The 20,305-nt window shown below is 47.8% G+C and carries 16 protein-coding genes; 9 read left to right on the top strand and 7 right to left on the bottom strand.

Going from position 1 to position 20,305, the window contains the following annotated elements; all coding sequences use genetic code 11:
- The first annotated feature begins 63 nt into the window (after nt 1-63).
- From ACWHX8_RS16510 to ACWHX8_RS16525, 4 genes are all read left to right on the top strand, one after another.
- Nucleotides 64-270 (top strand): hypothetical protein, encoded by a 207-nt coding sequence (locus ACWHX8_RS16510; RefSeq protein WP_447969230.1) that lies wholly within the window; start codon nt 64-66, stop codon nt 268-270.
- 391 nt (nt 271-661) lie between these two features.
- Nucleotides 662-2,650 (top strand): prolyl oligopeptidase family serine peptidase, encoded by a 1,989-nt coding sequence (locus ACWHX8_RS16515; RefSeq protein WP_447969231.1) that lies wholly within the window; start codon nt 662-664, stop codon nt 2,648-2,650.
- Nucleotides 2,651-3,627: 977 nt separating this feature from the next.
- Nucleotides 3,628-4,212 carry a DUF4114 domain-containing protein gene (locus ACWHX8_RS16520; RefSeq protein WP_447969232.1) on the top strand — a complete coding sequence of 195 codons (585 nt, stop codon included), beginning with the start codon at nt 3,628-3,630 and terminating at the stop codon, nt 4,210-4,212.
- Nucleotides 4,213-4,827: 615 nt separating this feature from the next.
- On the top strand, nt 4,828-5,400 hold the full coding sequence (locus ACWHX8_RS16525) for a DUF4114 domain-containing protein (RefSeq protein WP_447969233.1): 573 nt from the start codon (nt 4,828-4,830) through the stop codon (nt 5,398-5,400).
- 103 nt (nt 5,401-5,503) lie between these two features.
- Here ACWHX8_RS16525 and ACWHX8_RS16530 read toward each other — a convergent pair whose 3' ends face one another.
- From ACWHX8_RS16530 to ACWHX8_RS16540, 3 genes are all read right to left on the bottom strand, one after another.
- On the bottom strand, nt 5,504-6,277 hold the full coding sequence (locus ACWHX8_RS16530) for an energy-coupling factor transporter transmembrane component T family protein (protein ID WP_447969234.1): 774 nt from the start codon (nt 6,275-6,277) through the stop codon (nt 5,504-5,506).
- On the bottom strand, nt 6,274-8,673 hold the full coding sequence (locus tag ACWHX8_RS16535) for an energy-coupling factor transporter ATPase (protein ID WP_447969235.1): 2,400 nt from the start codon (nt 8,671-8,673) through the stop codon (nt 6,274-6,276). Before ACWHX8_RS16535 ends, ACWHX8_RS16530 begins: the two co-directional genes overlap by 4 nt.
- 70 nt (nt 8,674-8,743) lie before the next feature.
- On the bottom strand, nt 8,744-9,955 hold the full coding sequence (locus tag ACWHX8_RS16540) for an SUMF1/EgtB/PvdO family nonheme iron enzyme (protein WP_447969236.1): 1,212 nt from the start codon (nt 9,953-9,955) through the stop codon (nt 8,744-8,746).
- Nucleotides 9,956-10,281: 326 nt separating this feature from the next.
- On the opposite strand from ACWHX8_RS16540, the gene ACWHX8_RS16545 reads away from it, so the two are divergent.
- The 3 genes from ACWHX8_RS16545 to egtD all read left to right on the top strand — a co-directional run bounded on the left by ACWHX8_RS16545 (nt 10,282) and on the right by egtD (nt 13,953).
- A complete protein-coding gene (locus ACWHX8_RS16545; protein ID WP_447969237.1) occupies nt 10,282-11,025 on the top strand; it encodes an ATP-binding cassette domain-containing protein in 744 nt (247 codons plus the stop codon).
- Nucleotides 11,026-11,040: 15 nt separating this feature from the next.
- On the top strand, nt 11,041-12,624 hold the full coding sequence (locus ACWHX8_RS16550) for a glycine betaine ABC transporter substrate-binding protein (RefSeq protein WP_447969238.1): 1,584 nt from the start codon (nt 11,041-11,043) through the stop codon (nt 12,622-12,624).
- A 342-nt stretch (nt 12,625-12,966) separates the two neighbouring features.
- Entirely contained in the window at nt 12,967-13,953 is a 987-nt protein-coding gene (gene egtD, locus ACWHX8_RS16555) for an L-histidine N(alpha)-methyltransferase (protein ID WP_447969239.1), read from the top strand.
- Between the two features lie 222 nt (nt 13,954-14,175).
- Here the strand turns inward: egtD and ACWHX8_RS16560 are convergent, their stop codons facing one another.
- Nucleotides 14,176-15,534, bottom strand: a complete 1,359-nt coding sequence (locus ACWHX8_RS16560) for a tetratricopeptide repeat-containing protein (protein ID WP_447969240.1) — start codon at nt 15,532-15,534, stop codon at nt 14,176-14,178.
- 159 nt (nt 15,535-15,693) lie between these two features.
- Here ACWHX8_RS16560 and ACWHX8_RS16565 point away from each other — a divergent pair, with 159 nt between their 5' ends.
- A complete protein-coding gene (locus tag ACWHX8_RS16565; protein WP_447969241.1) occupies nt 15,694-16,782 on the top strand; it encodes an aminotransferase class V-fold PLP-dependent enzyme in 1,089 nt (362 codons plus the stop codon).
- Here the strand turns inward: ACWHX8_RS16565 and ACWHX8_RS16570 are convergent.
- From ACWHX8_RS16570 to ACWHX8_RS16580, 3 genes are all read right to left on the bottom strand, one after another.
- Nucleotides 16,741-17,307: a DUF5069 domain-containing protein gene (locus ACWHX8_RS16570; protein ID WP_447969242.1), complete on the bottom strand. Its 567-nt coding sequence runs from the start codon at nt 17,305-17,307 to the stop codon at nt 16,741-16,743. The two genes, ACWHX8_RS16565 and ACWHX8_RS16570, sit on opposite strands and share 42 nt — an antisense overlap.
- Nucleotides 17,308-17,388: 81 nt before the next feature.
- On the bottom strand, nt 17,389-18,411 hold the full coding sequence (locus ACWHX8_RS16575) for a DUF362 domain-containing protein (protein WP_447969243.1): 1,023 nt from the start codon (nt 18,409-18,411) through the stop codon (nt 17,389-17,391).
- Between the two features lie 28 nt (nt 18,412-18,439).
- The gene (locus ACWHX8_RS16580) at nt 18,440-19,351 is read right to left on the bottom strand and encodes a hypothetical protein (RefSeq protein ID WP_447969244.1); all 912 of its coding nucleotides are present in this window, start codon (nt 19,349-19,351) and stop codon (nt 18,440-18,442) included.
- Nucleotides 19,352-19,576: 225 nt separating this feature from the next.
- Between ACWHX8_RS16580 and ACWHX8_RS16585 the strand changes: the two genes are divergently transcribed.
- Entirely contained in the window at nt 19,577-20,251 is a 675-nt protein-coding gene (locus ACWHX8_RS16585; RefSeq protein WP_447969245.1) for an AAA family ATPase, read from the top strand.
- The last annotated feature ends 54 nt before the right edge of the window (nt 20,252-20,305 follow it).

The following is a 20,305-nucleotide window of genomic DNA, read 5'->3' on the forward strand; positions in this document are numbered from 1 at the left end:
ATATTGAAAATGGTTATCAATATCGTATTCACACAAACACTACACTAGTTCAAGAGGGAAGACATGTACATCTGTGTTTGCAAAGGCATCAAAGAATCAGATGTTCGGACCTTGGGGCGAGAAGGCATCACCTGCCCGAAACTCTTAGCTTCCACGCTCGGAATCGATGATAAAAATAGCTGTTGTGGTCGATGCATCAAAAATGTCTCAAACTTTGTTGAAATCGCCATTGATGAACATTCTCGTTCAAAGTTTTCAGTAAAGGCTTAACTCTCGATACTATAGCCTTTCCAGTTATGCCGAATCTGCATGTCGTCGCACTGAATGCGGATTGACCCATCGTGATTGAAGCGTCAATCGCGTGTAGGGCATCCAGGCGGGCATAACCTTCCTTACGTTCAAGCTGTACGACGTGTGTTTTTGCGCTGTGTACATGATGTAAATTCGGTTGGAAGTTATTTGTTTTCGCTATAGCCTTTCATTTCGCTTCCTCCACGATTGCCCCACTTATCGTGTGAGCCGATTCCCGTCCCAACATACCCCCACCATTTTTCAGATTTTCTAGTTTTTTGTCCCATACGACACAGCAGTCGTATTACGATACCTTCAACTGCCTCATCAATACATTACGACCACCATAGTGAGGAGCAAAACTCAAAACATGTCTACCCCGCAATGCAATCCATATGGTTCCTGGAAATCACCACTCACATCTGACTTGATCGTTTCCGAGGCCATTAAACTCGGACAGCTACGCTTGGATGGTCGGGATTTATACTGGATAGAAGGCCGTCCCACGGATGGCGGTCGGAATGTAATCGTACGTCGAACATTAGACAACAGCATGACTGAGATGACTCCAACCCCGCTTAATGTTCGGACTCGCGTCCACGAATATGGTGGAGGTGCCTACCACGTCTCGCAGGACGTCCTCTATTTTTCAAACTTCACGGACCAACGGGTCTACCGTCAGCATCTACCTGGCAGCGAGGCAAGTCCCATCACCGCGGAAGGACCTTACCGATATGCCGACTACGTCATCGACCACAAGCACAATCGACTGATTGGCGTTCGAGAAGACCATTCGACTTCTCACAGTGAGCCAACCAATTCCATTGTCAGCATTTCGTTACATGAGAACGCCCAGGAGACATATGGACAGATCCTTGCCGTTGGACATGACTTCTATGCCTCGCCACGATTAAGCCCCAATGGCCGTCACCTCAGTTGGCTTTCGTGGAACCATCCCAATATGCCATGGGACGGGACAGAATTATGGGTCGCCACTATTCAAACCGATGGATCGATCGCGCAAGCCAGATGCGTGGCTGGAACAGACGCTGAGTCAATTTTTCAACCGGAATGGTCTCCCTCAGGAGTGCTTCATTTTATATCCGATCGTACCGGGTGGTGGAATTTATACAGAATTCAGGAGGGTCAGATTGAAGCCCTCTATCCATTGGATGCTGAATTTGGAGAGCCTCAATGGACTTTTGGCTTGTCGACCTATGCGTTTCAAAATTCCAGCCATATCATATGCTCCTACACACAAACAGGCACGTGGCACCTTGGCAGCCTTGACACAGAATTAAAAAGCTTCAAGCCTTTCAAACTGCCCTACACGGATATCGACAACATTCACGTCGAGGGACATTCGGTGTATTGCACAGCAAGCTCTCCAACTGAACCAACTTCAATCATTCAGATTGATCTGAACACACAGCAATCCGTCGTCCTCCATCGTTCGCTCAACTCTCCAGTCCAGCCAGGCTACCTTTCAATTCCAGAGGCCCTTAAATATCCAACAGACGACGGAAAACATGCCCATGCCTTTTTCTATCCACCTCATAATACCGACTTCTATGCACCATCAGGTGAACGCCCCCCACTGATCGTGAAAAGTCATGGAGGCCCCACTGGAGCATGCGGACAATCGCTTAACTTGACGATCCAATACTGGACCAGTCGTGGCTTTGCTGTGTTAGATGTAAACTATGGCGGCAGTACGGGCTATGGACGGTCATACCGAGAACGGTTAGAGGGACAATGGGGAATCATCGATGTAACAGATTGCATTAACGGCGTCCAATTTCTTATGAATCGCGGATTGGTTGATGCGAAGCGAGTGGCGATCACCGGCGGCAGTGCCGGTGGGTATACCACATTATGTGCGCTAACCTTTCACAAGACGTTTACAGGAGGGTCGAGTTATTACGGCGTCTCGGACCTTGAGGCTCTTGCCCAGGATACGCATAAATTTGAAGGACGCTATTTAGATCGGTTAGTTGGTCCCTACCCGATGATGCAGGAGCTGTATCGCCAACGTTCCCCCATTCATTTCGCTCACCAGCTTTCTTGCCCCATAATTCTTTTTCAAGGACTCGAAGACAGAGTCGTTCCACCCAACCAAGCCGAAAAAATGGTTGAAGCCCTTAAAGAAAAAAGGCTTCCTGTTGCTTATGTTACATTTGAAGGTGAACAGCATGGCTTTCGAAACGCGAAGAATATGAAACATGTCTTGGACGCAGAACTCTATTTTTATTCAAAGATTTTTTCGTTTTCCCCGGCAGATCCTCTTGAGCCTATCCACATATTGAACATGCAAGATGAAATTCCATCACAACCAGCCTCATCAACCCAGAAGGGCTGAAGAATTCATACGTATGAATACCTGACAATTTCAATGAAACAAGAAGTTCGTTGAAGTGTCGATTTTTTTAGCTATAGCGTACACTGAAAATATCGGTACCGTTCCAACACATATCTGTACTGCATGAAGTGTGTGATTACGCTGCCTTTTACTCCACATTATAGCGAATCCAAATACGTTCAAAAGAGAAAATACCACTATAGGGAATCCTAATACATTTCAGTTGAGCCACCCTGACTTTCCCTGCGGAATGAAGGACTTCAAGGTATCAAAGTTCATGGAATCGGCTATAGCTCAGCGCAGTACAACGTGAAACATCGGAAGGCTATACCCGCTTGGATTGACTGACAATGCTTGAGGCGTTCTCTCACGTATTGGATGGCAAAGTGTACACGATGGCGCTGTATCGTTTCGGTATAACTGAAACGGCTATAACACTTGTAGAGGGGGCATAGGTGTCACATATAGGCTAGACATCGCTGTGTATTTTTCACTTAAATTATTCATGTTGTCAGATTTTTTTTCACCTTTCGTGTCATTCCTGAATCATCTTTCACGGATTCTCATATTTTCATAACAGAAAGACAAAGATGAATTCAGCGCAATCAAGCACTTGCAAGTATATATCAGCAATGAGCAAGAATTGGCACAAGCATTGCTGTACTTAGTAAAAAATACAAGAATTACTCTTTTCTCATAATGCTGAGCATTGCCTAGACTTCATCACAAAACCTGCGATCATATCTTTTTATTTTCTTCCTTACTACCCTCTTCTGAACTGAATGTGGGTTATGTACAACATCACAAAGTCCTTAGAAGAATTCATCGGGCACAGCACATAGTTCACGAAAAAAGATGTCAGTAAATGGGTGAATGAACAAGAAACTTTGTCGAATGCCTGAAATAGAATGACATGCAATTCCCAAAACACTCACTCAAATGTAGGTTGAGCCAATTACAAGGAGGAGGTAGAGACGATGAAGACTGTCCATCGGATGAAGAAAGCCACAATAGCCTTGCTGTTCGGTTTTGCTTGTTTACTGCCAATGCTCTCTCTGGCCACCTCAGTGGTAGGAGGATCGCTTGCCGTTCAAAATAATGGAAATGTGATAGCCACATTTCAGGGCTCGAATGCAGGCTACATTAGCTCACTGTACCTGGGTGACACTAAAATCTTTACATCCAATCAGGCTAATGGCTCTACATTTGATCTAGGAAACTTTACCGCCGGTACTCAGCTCCAATTTCGGCTCGAAGTTCATAACACCGGTCAGACCTTCTTCACTGGAAACGGTGCCAACAATGCCGACGGCCTTGCCCATGCAGTTATTAATGATTCTTTTGGGCAGAGCGAAACATTAGTCAGCTTTGAAGATCTTCTTGGGGGTGGAGATCGGGACTACAATGACTTAATCTTCTCTTTCTCCAACACCAATACAGAGCTTGAGACAAACACCGGTTTTGCACAAAACCCCGAACCATCTACGGTCATTTTACTAGGATCAGGAATGGTGGGCTTAGCCGCTTGGCGCTGGAGAAAATCACAATCCCGCAGAGAATAATTTCTAAACATTGAAATATGAAGTTTCTCATCCCGCTCATTTCATAAAAATGAAAAGAGCGGGATTTTTTAATAAATCACGGCATGACGCTCTCTCAACACAAGTGACCTGTGACTGCCCAAACAATGCCATCGTGCCAATTCAGCAACTTTCAAGCGATACCCCTCTCCTCACCGACAGCATAGCCACTCAGAAGAGTCAGCAACATCACCTTCACATAGAATTCGTCAAGATTTCTGCTCCGAAAGGCAATGGTAATGTATTGAGTTTTTCTTCGCTTCAGCAGATCTCTGCTTGTTCGTGCCCGTTAGTCACGTCTGACGACGAGAACCTGTCGATTATTTTTTCAAGTTTCACGTTCAAATCCTACCTCCAACTTATAGTCACGAGCTGAATGAGTACAGGAGAATAACGAGACCGGAACAAACCTCAATCAACGGAACATAACGGCACACTACCACTTCAGCTCGCGGACCATGGCCTCATAATTGCTGACATATAGAACAACACCTTACTCAAGCTCAAATTGCAGCATAACCCATAGGACTGATTTCATTATAGAGAGAGTAAGTCAGCAAAGAATTCATCAATTGTCATAACTGGAGGACCGTAAACATGAAACTATGTACACACCTCAAAGGGTTAACGCTCGCACTTATTGGATGTGGCATGTTTTTATTTCCTGCGACGTCTATGGCCACCTCAGTCTTGGGTGGGAATATCATTGTCCAACATGACGGGAATGTCACCGCAACGTTTCAGGGAAGCAATGCCGGCTACACCAGCTCACTGTACCTCGGCAACACAAAAATCTTTACAACAAACCAAGCAGCAGGCTCGACCTTTAATTTGGGGAACTTTAGTGCAGGCACGGAACTGAACTTTCGTCTGGAAGTCCACAACACAGGTCACACGTTTTTTTCGGGTGGAGCAGCCAATAACATCGATGGCATCGCCCATGCGCTCATCGACGATTCGTTCGGACAAGGTGAAACGTTAGTCAGCTTTGAAGACCTTCTTGGTGGTGGCGATCGAGACTATAATGACCTTATCTTTTCTTTTTCGAATACTGAGGCCGGGAAAAATTTAGTGCAAAACCCAGAACCATCCACGGTCATCTTATTAGGATCAGGAATGATGGGTTTAGCCGCCTGGCGTTTAAGAAACAAACCATCGGCTAAACAGTAACCAAGACTCATGAATATCTAAAGATTCGCGCCCTTTCCATGAAAATGGAGAGGGCGCTGTTTTTTGTGAATCTACTCATACCGCGCTACAGTGAGGGCACGAATCACACTCCATATCCCATGACACGCAATCGCCAACTCACCCCAATGAGGACTACTGCAACCAACAAGACACCGTAATCAAGACCTGTCATGCGTTCCTGGGCATACGAGTGACGACGACGGCTCGGCCTGAACCCTTTAGACTCAAGAGCCATAGCCAGTAGCGTGGTTTGTCGTAGCGTATGGCCAATGAGGGGAACGACCAAGGGCGCATATCCTCGAATCTTTTCTACAAAGGACCCTGCAGAGAGGTCTAGGCCTCGAGATCGTTGAGCCTGGACAATCATACTGATCGAACCAAGTAATGTCGGGACCCAACGAAATGCAAGCGTCACGGCAAATCCCATTGACGGGGGAATACCAAATCGTTGAAGACTGCGTGCAAAGTCTTCCAGCCTTGTTGTCGAAAGTAACAATATCCCACTCATCACCATGACATTCAGCCGTAACCCCATACCAAAACCAAACGTCAATCCCTCAGCCGTAATCAGGACGGAACCCCAATGAAAAATAAGGGTGTGCCCGTCAACGAAAAATGGCCAGAGTATCGCACTGTACAAAAATAACAACACGAGAAGTATCGAAATTTTCCTCAGATTGGCCAAGACGTTGGCGCTGACCACACCAAGAAAAACCAGACCCCACACTGCCGCAAGATAGAATGGATGGCTATACAACAATGCGAGCATAAACAACGCCAAAACACCTAGTACTTTCGTACGGGCATCTAATCGATGCATCCATGTATCATGATCAAGGTACAGAGAAATCGTCATGGCAATCTCAAAGCCGCTCTCACTTCTTCAACAGTCAATAATGTACAGCCCCAACGTTGACTAAATCTCGTAACCGCCGGAACATCTAAAGCCGCTTCCTGCATAAGTAATGGATCTGAAAAAATGTCTCGAGTGGAGGCATCCGCTAAGACTGTACCATCATGCATCAACACACAGCGTGTCGCATAATCTGCAACAAGTTGAATCGTGTGAGTAATCATGACGATCGTATGGCCTTGCTGATGCAAAGCACGAATCATCCTCATCATTCGATCTGTTTCTTGTGCATCGAGTCCCGTCGTCGGTTCATCAAAAATAAGAATATCCGGCTTCATCGCCAAGATAGATGCCACGGCCACACGCTGACGCTCGCCTTTGGTTAATGAAAACGGATCTTCGAATCGATAGCGACTCACATCTAAGCCGACCGCCATCAAGGCCTCAACAACACGTTGTTCGCATTCATTGTTGGGAATTCCAAGGTTTTTCAGGCTAAACGCCACTTCATCCCACACGGTTTCTGCAAATATCTGATGATCAGGATTTTGAAAGACATACCCAACCATCCGCGACAATTCGATTATCGACGTGACTGTCGTATTATGACCATGCACCACAACATGGCCTTCAGATGGAAGAAGAAGCCCCTTCACAAGTTTTCCCAACGTACTTTTCCCAGATCCATTTTCCCCTAACACCGCCACAAAATCACCTTGCGCAATCGTCAGCGACACACCTGTGAGCACCGGAACACCTTGAGTATATCCAAATGTCACATCGTCAAAATGAATCAATGAATGAGATTGACTACTCGGGACACGTCCTTCATCCATCCCATCCTCATGTGTTGCCACATGGCTTCCCGTGTCAAGCGTGATCCCAAGTTTATCCGTCACATACCATGCGTCCTCCACTGTCAAAGGTAATGTCGGCAGACGAAGATCAACGAAACATTCTGCGAGTGGGGATGACGCAAGACCAAACTGCCCGGGAAGGCCTGGCGATTGAAATAATTCTCTCGGGGTTCCTTCCCAACAGATTTCACCGTGATTCAGAACGTAGAGACGATCAGCCGCTAACACCTCCGAAGACTCATGCTCGACAAGAATGATCGTCATGCCTTGCTCTTTCAACTTGAGGCACAAGCTCCGTAGGCGTTGCCGTGCTTTAGGGTCAAGGTCAGTCATGGGTTGGTCCAGCACCAACAAGGTTGGTGAACACACCAGGACCGAAGCCAACACTAATCGTTGACGCTGCCCTCCTGACAAGGTCAAGGGATCCCGGGAGGCAAAGTTTTCGAGACCGACTTCCCGCATAACCGCGTCAATCCGTTCTCGCATCGCCTCGAACGAAAGAGGCGGATCCCGATACTCAAGGGGATGAATTATTTCTTGTTCGACATTCGTGGAGATTAATTGGGTATCAAAGTCCTGAAAAACGAGCCCAACGTTCTCGGGTTGACTCGCATGCGCACCTGATTGTCCCCCAATTGCTAAGAATCCAGAAAATACGCCGGGGACTAAGCGTGGGATCAGTCCATTCAGGCAATGACACAACGTTGATTTTCCAGAATCCCGCCGCCCCATGATTACAATCCATTCACCTTTTCGAATTTGCAATGAAAGATTGCGCAACGCAGCTCCTTCAGCAGACCGATAGCAAAAGGTCACAGCCTCCATCTCAACCATGAGTCCATCACGAGTAGACCTTGGATGCAGTTTTTCCAAACACGCAGTTTTTCCTAACGAAATGCTTGAATCTTGTATTTTCATTCGCACATCGCACATATCCTGATAGTACAGCCCCCATCGTTTTACCCGGGGATACAGAAACAACAGTAACGGCGGCCCGAGCAATAGTCCCATAACAATATTATTCAAAAAAATAGCGGGAGCCAGTACCATGAACGGAAGAAACCCTAACAACTCAACACCCCAAGCGATCGTCACCGCACATACAGCGGATGAGATCGCACAAACCATCGTCAGCTCAAAACCTTGCTTCCAGGATTTCACATACGGAGGCTTTCCGGATGAAAGCGGGCCAAGATTCCCCCACATGACATAGGGAATCCAGCCAAGAAAAAAGTTTCCAAGAAATCCAAAGACACTGGCTGGCCCCAATGTGCCAAAACAATCCCCAATGAGATTACCAATTCCTGCGCCCCAGGCCGCCGCTGGACCAAAGAGCAGCGAGGTGACAAGCGGAATGGCGTTCGCAGGGCGTAACTCAACAAAACCTGGAATAATGGGAATACCAACTTTGAAAGGAATAAGAATGGCCGCGTAGATTGCGGCGATTTGAGCGGTCAGCACAATCAGCGTCGTGTCGCGCCAGACAGATGTCAGGTCAGACACCCACCCGCACGTACGCCAATCCGAGCTACCACCATTCATGATAAACCACGTTTTCTAGGTAAGCATGAAGAACAGAATGGCGTATGTATCCCTCAAGTTCAAATTATGATCAATTTTGGACACATCGAAATCCCACATGGGCGTAGGGATAGTTGGGACGAAACCAATTTCTGAATGATCGACGAAGCAGACATGCAGCGGTTTGAGGACCAGCCCCCTTGACGACATAATGATCCTGATCAAAAAACCTGGCTGAATAGCCAGCATACGTCTCATGAGGCGTAAATCCGTCAAAAGGGCTGAATAGCGTAGAGGTCCACTCCCATCCATTACCAACGAGTTGAGCCACTCCAAAATCACTTTCTCCAGCCGGATGTGCCGTGACTGACACGGGATCCCAATGTTTTAAGCCGAAGTTTCCGTGAATACCCTTTGGCGATTCGTTTCCCCAGGGGAATAACCGTTCCTCGCCGTCCAGTGTTCCATACGCTGCACGATGAAATTGCGCTTCAGTCGGCAGAGCCATACCAGCCCACGTCGCGTAGGCTTGGGCTTCACGTTGAGAAACATACACCGGCCAATCATGGGGAAGCGGACATTCACCAAACATCGTGCGGAGAAACCACGCATCCCCACGTTGCACCCAAAACGATGGAGGAGCGGCTCCTTCGTGAACAAATTGAAGGTACTGACCATTGGTGACCTTATGTTTACTGATTAAAAATTCCGGGACGGTTGCCTCATACCCCTCAAACTCATTGTCCCAACCAAATGCATCAGATGAATCATTTCCAAGCGTCGCGATTCCTTCAGGGACTTCGATCATCTCGTGCACGGGAGATGGATACACAGGAGAAGCTGGGAGAGTCGGAGGGAACTTCGAGGTCTGGGCAAGACGATGAAAAATAAAAGCGGTGGTCTCAACATGCATCCATCGATGTTCAATGGCAATATGTAAAATATCAGTAGGGGCGTCATCAATACTGCGATCGATTTCTTCTCGTACCCGTCGATTATACGCCAAGACTTCATCAAGAGCCGGCCAGTCAGACGGTTGATCACATGGCAATGTTCCTTGCGCAGGATCAATGCCGGCTTCAAACAATTGATCAAACTCTTCATGAAACGACGTCTTCCCTAACGTCCATCGAGCGATTTGATTCCAATCAAAGGCTTCAACGTGCCCGAGGTAAAAAATGAGGCGATGACGTTCCGGAATCCCTCGTTCATAAAACGAGTCAGGATGAATGAGCGAAAACATCTCATCCATATACGTACGAACTTGATGTAACGCCTCAGGGAGTACAGCTGAAGAGATCATGAGCTCCTCCTTCACACAGACAACGCCCACGTAGAAAGCCGTCAATAAAAAACCCCTCAAAAGGGGTCATTCCAACACGTCCACCATATGATGATATCGATCAGCACATACCATCTGTACGAGGGTAGCAAAGCGCACATGAACGTGACAATATTTTGCGAAGATATTCTTGTTACCAGCATGCTTTCTCTATAATGTATGACAACCTCTGGCTACAGAAGACCGTCCTTGGTATCCTGATCAGAAATATCTCCTGAACAATTGTCACAATCAGTGCCCACAGTTCTTATGCGCCACTCACAAGATGGCTCGTCATAACGTTACCCATGCCCAACGTCGCACTTGAAACCCGTCATGTGACCAAACAGTTTCCCAATGGCACCTTTGCGTTGAAGGACATCAATTGGCATGTACACGTTGAAGAAACCATGGTCCTGATTGGAGAAAGTGGATCAGGAAAAACCACGCTTCTACGACTCCTCAACCGACTCGATACACCGACATCTGGGGAAATTCACATTCAAGGCAAAACCGCCCATCACGAAAATCCAATTGAACTGCGACGACGGCTTGGATATGTCCAACAAGATGGAGGACTTCTCCCCCATTGGACCGTTGAACAAAATGTTGGCCTCGTGCCAACTCTCCTTGGATGGTCCTCCCTGCAATGTGACACACAAGTCAACGCCATGCTCGACCTCGTGAGTCTTGATCCTGAACAATATCGACAACGCTATCCCGTAGAACTCTCTGGCGGCCAGCGACAACGAGTCGCGGTCGCCAGAGCATTCGCTGGCAATCCGGATATCGTTCTCTTAGATGAACCATTTGGGGCATTGGATGCACTCACCCGAATCGACATACAGGACCAATTCTTAGATCTCAAACAACGCCTCAACAAAACCATGGTTCTTGTCACGCACGATCTTCGTGAAGCCTTTCGCCTCGGGGATCGAATCACCGTCTTGCGACAAGGACAGATCATGCAAATTGGCTCACCCGACGAACTCATGGCTCATCCAGCAAATACCTATGTCGAAAACTTATTGAAACATGTACCCGACCCGTAATCCCAGAAACTCACAATGATTGCACGGCACGCGCTTCTCATCAGTGCATTACTGTTCAACCTTGGGCCTGCATATCTGTACGCATCGGACCTACAAGCGCCCTTACCCGAACAACGTCTCGTCGTGGGTTCAAAAAATTTCATGGAAAATCGACTGCTGGCAGAAATGTTGGCACAACTCATTGAGGCGAAAACGACGATCACCGTGACACGTCGCTTGGGACTTGCTGGCACCCAAGTCGCATTCGAAGCGCTCAAATCCGGATCTATTGACCTCTACCCTGAGTACACGGGAACGGGATTAGTGAGCATTCTTGAACACCCCCCTCTTCCTACTCCACAAGACACTCTCAACCATGTGCGTGCTGAATTTTTGTCACGATGGAATCTGGTATGGATGAGCCCGCTAGGATTTGAAAACTCTTATGCCTTAGCGATGTCCGAAGGTCAGGCTGAGGAATTGAATATTCGCACGATTTCTGATCTAACAAAAATGTCCTCAACACTGCGGGCAGGCGTGGGGTATGAATTCGTGCAACGTCCAGATGGGATCCCCGGATTGCAGCGAGAATACGGACTAACATTCAAAGAAATCGTGACCATGCAACAGACGATCAAATATCAAGCAGCCGAGAGGGGTGATGTCGATGTGCTAGATGTCTACACAACCGATGGACGACTCGCGGTCTATGACTTGAAGGTCTTAGACGATGACCGTCATTTTTTCCCGCCCTATGAAGCGGCTGTGCTCATTCGTGGAGACATCCTCACGCAATTCCCTCAACTCGGAGCAGTCCTAGCTTCGCTTGCCAATTCTCTTGATACACAATCAATGCAAGCCTTAAACCTTCGACTGCAGGAAAAGGGAGATTCAGTCAAACACGTAGCCCACGATGCGCTTGTATCAATCAAGCTTCTTCAGACAAGCGACCAGAGACCTTCGTCCAAAGCCCTTCCCTCATCAGATCTTATTCCATATCTCTGGGAACATAAACATGTGCTCGCCTCTCACACACTGGAACATGTGAGTCTCGCCGGATTGGCATTGGTCTTGGGCATTCTTCTGGCTGTTCCGCTTGGACTTGCGCTGGAACGTCAGCGGACCATCGCAGAACCTCTGATTCGCTTGATTGGAATGACGCAAACGATACCCTCAATCGCGCTCTTAGCTTTTATGATTCCCATTTTTGGAATAGGCGCCCTTCCAGCCATCATGGCATTATGGCTTTACTCATTATTTCCCATTCTCCGCAACACGTACACAGGACTCAGAGAAGCGGCGCCGTCCGCCGTCGAATCCGCGAAAGCGCTTGGCATGACAGACTGGCAAATTCTTTCATGGGTACGCTTGCCTCTCTCGGCACCATTGATAATGTCGGGCATTCGCACCTCTGCCGTCATTACCGTTGGCACCACGACGTTAGCAGCATTTATCGGTGCTGGTGGCTTAGGCGTTCCGATCGTATCCGGACTGCAACTTGCCAATACGACATTAATCTTGTCCGGAGCGTTACCAGCTGCATTACTCGCACTGTTTGTCGATGGTCTGCTCAGCGTGATTGAACGTTGGGTCAAACCCAAAGGCATGGCGTCAAGATAACAGCAACGCCTCAATCCAAAAAGAAAGAAGAAGAGTTGCATCAATTCACATTCCCTTTTATACTAGGTAAAGTCGATCAAACATTCCCCGTCGGTGATTTTCCCTCTGGTTAGACGTTTTCTTTTTTCCCTAATCACCACAACTGAATGCGGTAAAGGGTCAACACATATTCATGACAGCTACACTCTAGATTCACAACACCCACGGATATACCGACACGCTTGACATTTCATTGTATCGAACAGGGCTCCTAGCGCGGCGAGCTTCTTAGCGCTTCTTGTCGTCAATACCCTAAATCACTCAATCCTCTCACATTCACACACACCCCCATGAGGAGGAAGTATGGACTGCACCGCCGAGCCACAGAATATCATCATTGATGTACATGTGAGTGGTGAGACACCGACCAGCGTTCAAGAAGAATTACGGAAGGGCCTGACATCAACGCCTCGCACATTACCAACAAAGTATTTATACGACGATCGAGGGTCTGAACTGTTTGAAGCCATTTGCGAACTCCCGGAGTATTATCAAACACGAACAGAACGACACCTTCTGAATCAATGTGCCGACCAAATCATGAGTTTGACCAAAGCCGACGAATTGGTTGAACTAGGATCAGGCGCTGCCACAAAAACTCGCGTGCTACTCGACGCCATGGCTCGGGCCAATCAACTACGGTTCTACGTCCCCTTTGATGTGAGTGAAGGGATCGTCCGACGCGTGGCCCAGGAACTCGTCAAAGAGTATAAAGGTCTTCATGTGCATGGGGTCGTAGGGGACTTCTTGGCTCATCTTGAACATATCCCGGACGGTGGCCGCAGACTCGTCGTCATTTTGGGGGGAACAATCGGAAACCTCGACTCTCAATCCGCTCTCGACTTTGTCTCATCCATTCATGCGGAAATGGCATCGGGTGATTTTTTCTTGCTAGGGGTGCAACTAGAAACAAGCATCAAACGCATTGAAGCCGCTTATAATGATTCAGCGGGCGTCACAGCCGCATTCAATAAAAATATTCTGCACGTTATGCAAGGCATGTTGGATGCCACGCTCAATCCTGACGACTTTGAACATGTCGCGCTCTACAATACGACGGCTCATCGGATAGAAATGCGACTGCGCTCAAAGGAATCACAACGCGTGGAGATACCGGGCCTTGATCTTTCCTTTAATTTAGAGAAAGGAGAAGATATACTCACGGAAATCAGCACAAAATATGATCACCCTCGTGCCGAAAATCTCCTCAAGCAATCCGGCTTTGACATGATCAAATGGTACACCGATTCCGAAGAACTTATTGGCCTCGCATTGGCAAGAAAGCCATAATACGTCTCACCGACACACTTATAGACAGAAAACAGGTCCAAATGTATGCGCAGCGTGAATGAAGAATTGCTGGACGAAGCCTCAATCCTCTTACTTTAGGATTTATAGCAAATCCAAATACACATCAATATGCTTGGACACGGTCGTTGAGCGACCCAGCTGAGCCTGCCGGGTAATCGTTGTTGCGATCTTGCTGCTACTATTCTCTTGATAGTGGACGATTCATGCATGCGCCCTTCCAAACACAACCATCAAGCGATCAGCAGCGTCCTCATATCCTAAAACGCTGGAAACCTTGAGAGCTTGTTGCAACATCGAATCGACTTCCCTGGGAGTTGGGGCAGGTTTCGCAGCTAAGGCAGACGCATAGTAACGAACCGCCTCATCAGCATCGCCAAGAAGGAGATAGGCTTCACCCAAAGTCGCCCGTTGCCATTTATCCTCTTTGGCTTCCTTGCAGTGCGCTATGGCCTGTTTTGCAAAATTCTGTGCTTCGACAAAGTTATCATCATAGGCCAACGACATGAACGCGAGATTAATTCCATGGTAATAGGCCTGCGCTAAATGGTTTTTTCGTACGGACTGCTCAAAACCTTGTCGATAAAGATTCTGTGCAGCTTTTGCATCTTGTGCTTGCCGCTCAAGCAACCAACGTCGTTTTAATCGACCTGCGAGAACACCCATGGCATCAGTCTCGTCAGCATGCCGATCGTGCAACACCGTGAGTGCCTCAGCATGACGACCAACACTTTCATACGCTAAGGCCAATTCAACCACACCTCGCTCATCAAGTCCTTCTTTCTTAGGCTCAAGCAGAGAAATGGCTTCCTGAAACTGACGATGTTCAATCGCCCGTTGGGCCGCATCTGCGATGGCAATGGTATTGGCATTACCGGCTAATCCACCCACGACAATCTGGACACTTAAGCTATCTGCATGTTCCGGTTTCACAATACTTAAATGGTCGCCTGGAACCACACAACATCGGTCTTCCGGGAATCCCATCTGCGACGAATGTCTGGGAACAAACTCATCCTGATCTCCAGCCGTGACCCAATATTGAAAAGGGGCCTGTCCATTTGAAAAGGTCTGATCCCAGCGATCACGAAGGTCCGTGATAAATGAACCGCCCTCTGCCATATTGTCAATTTGCCTTTTCCAAAACTGAAAAAATAATGCCTTTTTTAATCCACGACTTGGCGTACCAAAGAAAAACACATGACCAACTTGTTTCACAAAGTTGTGGTCATCAACCAACGCACGTTGAACGACCAACCCTCCCATACTATGCACAACTAGCGCGAGCCGTTGATACGAGGTGAACTGAACCTTCGCATAGGTAATAAGGCTTTTGGCGATGGTATCGATCGAGGGATTGGCCTTCCAAATGCCAACCAGGTCTAAGCCTAATCCACTCGGATATCCCACGCTATACATATCCCAATTATGGAGACGGGAGTCCTGTAAAAGAAACTCAGGAAATTGTCCCCAGGTCTTTGTCGGTTCCCCACCAAACCCATGCACAAAAATCAACGCAACATCGTTGGACGCCTTTCGATGAGTCACAAGGGATTCAGACATGGTCGCCATTCCTTTCTTCACGCATCGCATCACGGCAATCTGACATATCCAACATCAAGCCTAGCCGTGGAGTCTTATGAATTCAAGAAAAAACTTTATCTTGAATGCATGGCAGGAAGATGGCAAGCTAGCATTTTCATCGTATTCGAACACTTTCTGATGTTATATCTCAATTACGCGGCCTCCTGTCCAACCCGCCTTGAAGCCAGACAGGAAGTCGAAACAACGCTCTCGGAGTTTCACGAATATTTATATTCCGAAAGCGGGATTCAGTGGTATCGCACGAAAATTCAACGATGCCGCGAAACCGTTGCCCGCGTACTCCATGTTTCAGATCCATCTTCCATTGCGTTTGTCCCAAACGCCTCAACCGCAAATTACGTGCTTCTCTCTTCAATTGATTGGAAACGAGGAGATATCATTTTGAGTTCAACTCATGAAAATCCCTCTATTCGTAACGAACTACTGGCCCTCACACACAGAGGCGTTGAAACACATTTCCTACCGCCAACCTCTTCGTCACAACAATTCCTGAAATCTGTTCGTGACGCGCTTCATGAACAACCAGTCAGAGCAATTATCCTGAGTCATGTGTCTCATGTAGATGGACGAATCTTCCCTGTCACTGAAATTGCAGCCCTTGCGAAAGAGTGCCGAACGCTCTTTATCGTCGATGGCGCCCAGGCCGTAGGACACATTGCCGTACATTTCGACAAGCTACTATGTGATGCGTACTTTTTCTCAGGCTATAAATGGTGCGGAGGCCCTTTGGGGACAGGAGGACTTGTCCTCTCCAAGCATCTGCGAGAGCACATACCTTCCATCCAGTCACAACCTGAACCGAAAGGACAACCGCTGGCTTCTCGTTTTGAAATTGGCACGCAGAATATTGGCCTCATTGCGGGGCTCGCCAAAGCTTGTGAACACATCAATCAGGAAGGGCTCAACACTGAAGTCTTGCAGAATATACGGGAGGCAGCTAAACGCCAACTAGAGCAAACAAACGACATACAGTTACAAGAATGGGATGGTCCGCACGCGCCAGGGATCCTGACCTTTCAGCATCAACATCACACCATGCTCATGAAGATTTTCAAAAAAAACAATATTGTGGTTAAACCATTGACGGAATATCCAGAAGGGGAAATACCTGCCATACGAATGTCATGGTTGGGCTTAGCTGATGCACAGAATGTCACGAATGCATTAGATACCATCAGGGAAGCACTCCCCACACAACCTTCTTAAAAAACCTTGCAAATCATTCTTCATCTTGAATGATCGCTTCAAAGAGATTATTGACAGGGCTATAGCGAATCCACATGTACTCAAAACTGGGAAAGACCACGAACTCCGCGCAGTACAAACTCTCAACTCGCGCAGGTGACTCGAGTCGGCTATAGCCACAGCCTTGGGATAGAACACATATTTCACCAAGTGAAATGTCCAGTAACCTGGCTGACCCGACTCACCCAACCGAGGAGCGAATGCGTTCCATTCTGCAACCCGCTCCTCAGTGACTCCAGGCTGAGCGAGAAACCATTGGCCAATTCCATCTTCACCCACCCCTGAGTCCTGAACGGCCTTCAGGAAATCGTTTTTTCGTATCTGGAAGTGACGTAAAAAATATCCATCGAATCCCATCGGACTACAAAACGTCATTCGATACAACAGGGGCAGTTTCCCAGAGATTTGCAAGCGGACCTTGTCTATAAATCGTGGAAGCCAACAACAACCGGCAAGTTGATCAGTGGGCTTCCGTATTCTCGTCATCTGAAGAAAAGATCCTCGGCAGTTAGATGAAGCTGTTTGATTGAGAAGACACCACCGTACTCTCGAAAAATCAGCAGAGAGCTATTCGTTCAAACGTAACCCTTGCTGAGCAGGAATGTAGTCCAATAAGGCAAAGTCTTGTCGACGCGCTCGAATGAGTTCACCTCGTTGCTCAATACCTGCTTCGTTGATCGTGCCCATCCAGCTCTCGGCTGCACTCAGGTACGGAACGTTATGAGGACTCACTCCCATCAACCGCGCACAAGTGGCATCGACGGAGAGAAGACTTCTCCCCATGACTAGCACCCCCATTGGCTTAGGATCACCCATGATGGGGCCGTCCCCTTCCATTCCGACAATCCCATCGACAATCGCAAAGTGCGGTTTGAGCGTAGCATAAATATCCAAGATAGATTCATGAATCCCATGATGATGCAACACATTTTTGGGCCATCCGTAATATAGCCCCGGCATGACGCCAAAAAGATTTTTCATGGACAACGTGACACCAGCCCAATGATGAGTTTTCAACTTCGGCATTGAGACGATCCAATCGATATCACGGAAGACGGCAGGAAAGGTCAAAGAGGGAAGGGCCGTCCATTGGCCTTGATTTTTTACTGGATAGCCAATCTGTTCATTCAAATTGATAAAAGGAATGCGGTCTTCGTGTAGGATCGACCCAAGACCCGACTCCTCTAAAATATGCAATGCATCCCGTCGATGGCCGGGCCCTTCACCCACCACCACCTGCCTGGCTCCAAGACTCAGAAACACTTCAACCGCTGCCCGAATAACCAGCGGATGGGTATTAATATGCGCGCTAGCCATATGGGTTTCAACGAGATTCGGTTTAAGTAAAATCTTTTTCCCATTCATTTCGGCAGCAGATATCCCGAGTTCTTGAAACCCTTGCGCTATCACGCTGCGAAGATTCCCTTCATAAGAACCTGCCTGGCCAATAAAGACCTGAGTCGATAAGTGAGACTTTCGTCTCATGGAAGTTGTGCACGACGATGAAGCCACAAGCGTACTCCCAGCCAAGAGAACTTTGAGAAACTTGCGCCTCGACCATGTCGAAGAAGTATATGAACGAAAGAACATACCGTGGAACTCCATCACCTCAAATCATCTAAGCACGTTGGTCCCCTTCGACGTGTTGCGTGACAAGACTTTCCAACCCTTCAGTCGCAAGGCTCGCAGCGAATAACACACAGAACGAAGCCGTATCGTATCCCCCAAAGTACGACGTTCGCTCAAGCGTTTCAATAATCCACTCTTGCGTTGCATCTGCCGAAACTGACCACGCTTTCAGGCCTAAGATTGCCCATCCCAACGAAAGCGGAGTTCGAAGCGTGGTGATGCGCTCCTGAAGATAGCGAAGACTGGGTTCGACCGTTTGACGAGGCACACGACCCGCAAGAGCATTTAAAGCCATTCCCGTCGTTTCCGGAAATGGACGAAGCTGTTGACCAAATACAGACGTATTCCCGTAATTCCATCCTCCAGTCGGAATTTGTCGATCAAGTAACAAGTTGGCACCTGCCGTGACTCGTGAATGTTCACCATATCCGGCTGCGGATAAGGCTATCATCGACAAAGCCGTCGGCGTGACCCAGGAATGCGTTTGCTCAGTCCACGGCCAGCCCGGAATCAATGTGTCATGACTGACGGCCGCATAGTCAGACTTCTCCCAGTGAACCCCGGTTGTGTGAAGCATACACATTACGGCCCGTTGCCACGCATCGTGATGAAGACCCGAACTCTGCCAAGCGAGCGCGGCTAACGGCGTAGGCCACAAAACATCAGGATGATCGATTGAAATCACCACTCGTCCATCCGACAGTTGATAATCCAACAATCGATCTCCAGCCGCCTTTACGACTTCAGATTCGAGATCCTGTGATGTCAGAACCATCATGGCCCAAGCGGTCGCATCGGCCCGGAAATGTCCATGAAGATGATCAGCCACGCCACCCGATGGCAACACACGTTCCAAAAGTTGAGGGAGAAAAAATTGCATGTGAGAGATGGGCAGATTCATGCTCTTTCATTCACGGCAGTTTGAATACACGAAGATGCTCATCCACACATCGGACATCAGATGTTGTACATCATCAATCGATTGCCGTAAGATCCATGGAAAAGGACTATAGCCGTTCCAATATACTTCCGTCTGTACGGCGTGTGTTTTACTCTGTGTACATGATGTACATTCGGCTGGAAGTTATTGGTTTCGCTATAGTAGCCAACAATCGTACAACTGACCATGACCACATCCGTGAATGTCTTCACGCTGTTTCTTCTCACAACATTGAGTCTTCCAGTCGCGACCTCAAGCGAAGAATCCCGCCAAAGGCCAAACACACTTCAGGCGATAATGAGTGAACAACCTAAGCCTACCTGCGAAAACCTGTCCTTGTCCGCTCAGACGGTCGAACGCTTGCAAACCCTCTCGCAAGAAATCAAAGAACATGTAACCCTACAGAGTACCATGTTCAAACCGCATCTTCACAAAACACGTCCAACCACAGCCGTGTTTACAGGGCCGGATCAACAGGGGAAATTCGCAGCAGCCGAAGCTTTAGCTGTTGAATTGAGCCGCCCACTCCTGAAACTCAATGTACAAAAGACCATAGAAAAGTATATTGGAGAAACTGAAAAAAATCTTGCCTCGATCTTTCGCATGGCCAAGATACAGGAAGCCGTCTTGCTCTTTGACGAAGCCGACGCCCTATTTGGAAAAAGAACGGACGTATCCAATTCTCATGATCGCTACGCGAACCAAGCTATCAATTATCTTTTACAACACATGCGCCACTACCCTGGGGTAATGATCCTGAGTACACAACGCCTCCCTCAAACCCCTGCAACGCAAATCACGAGACAACAATCCATCATCATATTCCCGTGCACTCAACATCGAGATTGCATCCCTCAGTAACGAAAAGACTGTATCGTAACCTGCTGAACACCAACCATTATCAGACAAAGAAAA

Source organism: Nitrospira sp. M1, assembly GCF_965152605.1.

Coding starts and splice junctions, on each gene's coding strand:
- ACWHX8_RS16510 (WP_447969230.1), top strand. CDS start 64: ATGTACATCTGTGTTTGCAAAGGCATCAAAGAATCAGATGTTCGGACC.
- ACWHX8_RS16515 (WP_447969231.1), top strand. CDS start 662: ATGTCTACCCCGCAATGCAATCCATATGGTTCCTGGAAATCACCACTC.
- ACWHX8_RS16520 (WP_447969232.1), top strand. CDS start 3,628: ATGAAGACTGTCCATCGGATGAAGAAAGCCACAATAGCCTTGCTGTTC.
- ACWHX8_RS16525 (WP_447969233.1), top strand. CDS start 4,828: ATGAAACTATGTACACACCTCAAAGGGTTAACGCTCGCACTTATTGGA.
- ACWHX8_RS16530 (WP_447969234.1), bottom strand. CDS start 6,277: ATGACGATTTCTCTGTACCTTGATCATGATACATGGATGCATCGATTA.
- ACWHX8_RS16535 (WP_447969235.1), bottom strand. CDS start 8,673: ATGAATGGTGGTAGCTCGGATTGGCGTACGTGCGGGTGGGTGTCTGAC.
- ACWHX8_RS16540 (WP_447969236.1), bottom strand. CDS start 9,955: ATGATCTCTTCAGCTGTACTCCCTGAGGCGTTACATCAAGTTCGTACG.
- ACWHX8_RS16545 (WP_447969237.1), top strand. CDS start 10,282: ATGCCCAACGTCGCACTTGAAACCCGTCATGTGACCAAACAGTTTCCC.
- ACWHX8_RS16550 (WP_447969238.1), top strand. CDS start 11,041: ATGATTGCACGGCACGCGCTTCTCATCAGTGCATTACTGTTCAACCTT.
- egtD (WP_447969239.1), top strand. CDS start 12,967: ATGGACTGCACCGCCGAGCCACAGAATATCATCATTGATGTACATGTG.
- ACWHX8_RS16560 (WP_447969240.1), bottom strand. CDS start 15,534: ATGTCTGAATCCCTTGTGACTCATCGAAAGGCGTCCAACGATGTTGCG.
- ACWHX8_RS16565 (WP_447969241.1), top strand. CDS start 15,694: ATGTTATATCTCAATTACGCGGCCTCCTGTCCAACCCGCCTTGAAGCC.
- ACWHX8_RS16570 (WP_447969242.1), bottom strand. CDS start 17,307: ATGACGAGAATACGGAAGCCCACTGATCAACTTGCCGGTTGTTGTTGG.
- ACWHX8_RS16575 (WP_447969243.1), bottom strand. CDS start 18,411: ATGTTCTTTCGTTCATATACTTCTTCGACATGGTCGAGGCGCAAGTTT.
- ACWHX8_RS16580 (WP_447969244.1), bottom strand. CDS start 19,351: ATGAATCTGCCCATCTCTCACATGCAATTTTTTCTCCCTCAACTTTTG.
- ACWHX8_RS16585 (WP_447969245.1), top strand. CDS start 19,577: ATGACCACATCCGTGAATGTCTTCACGCTGTTTCTTCTCACAACATTG.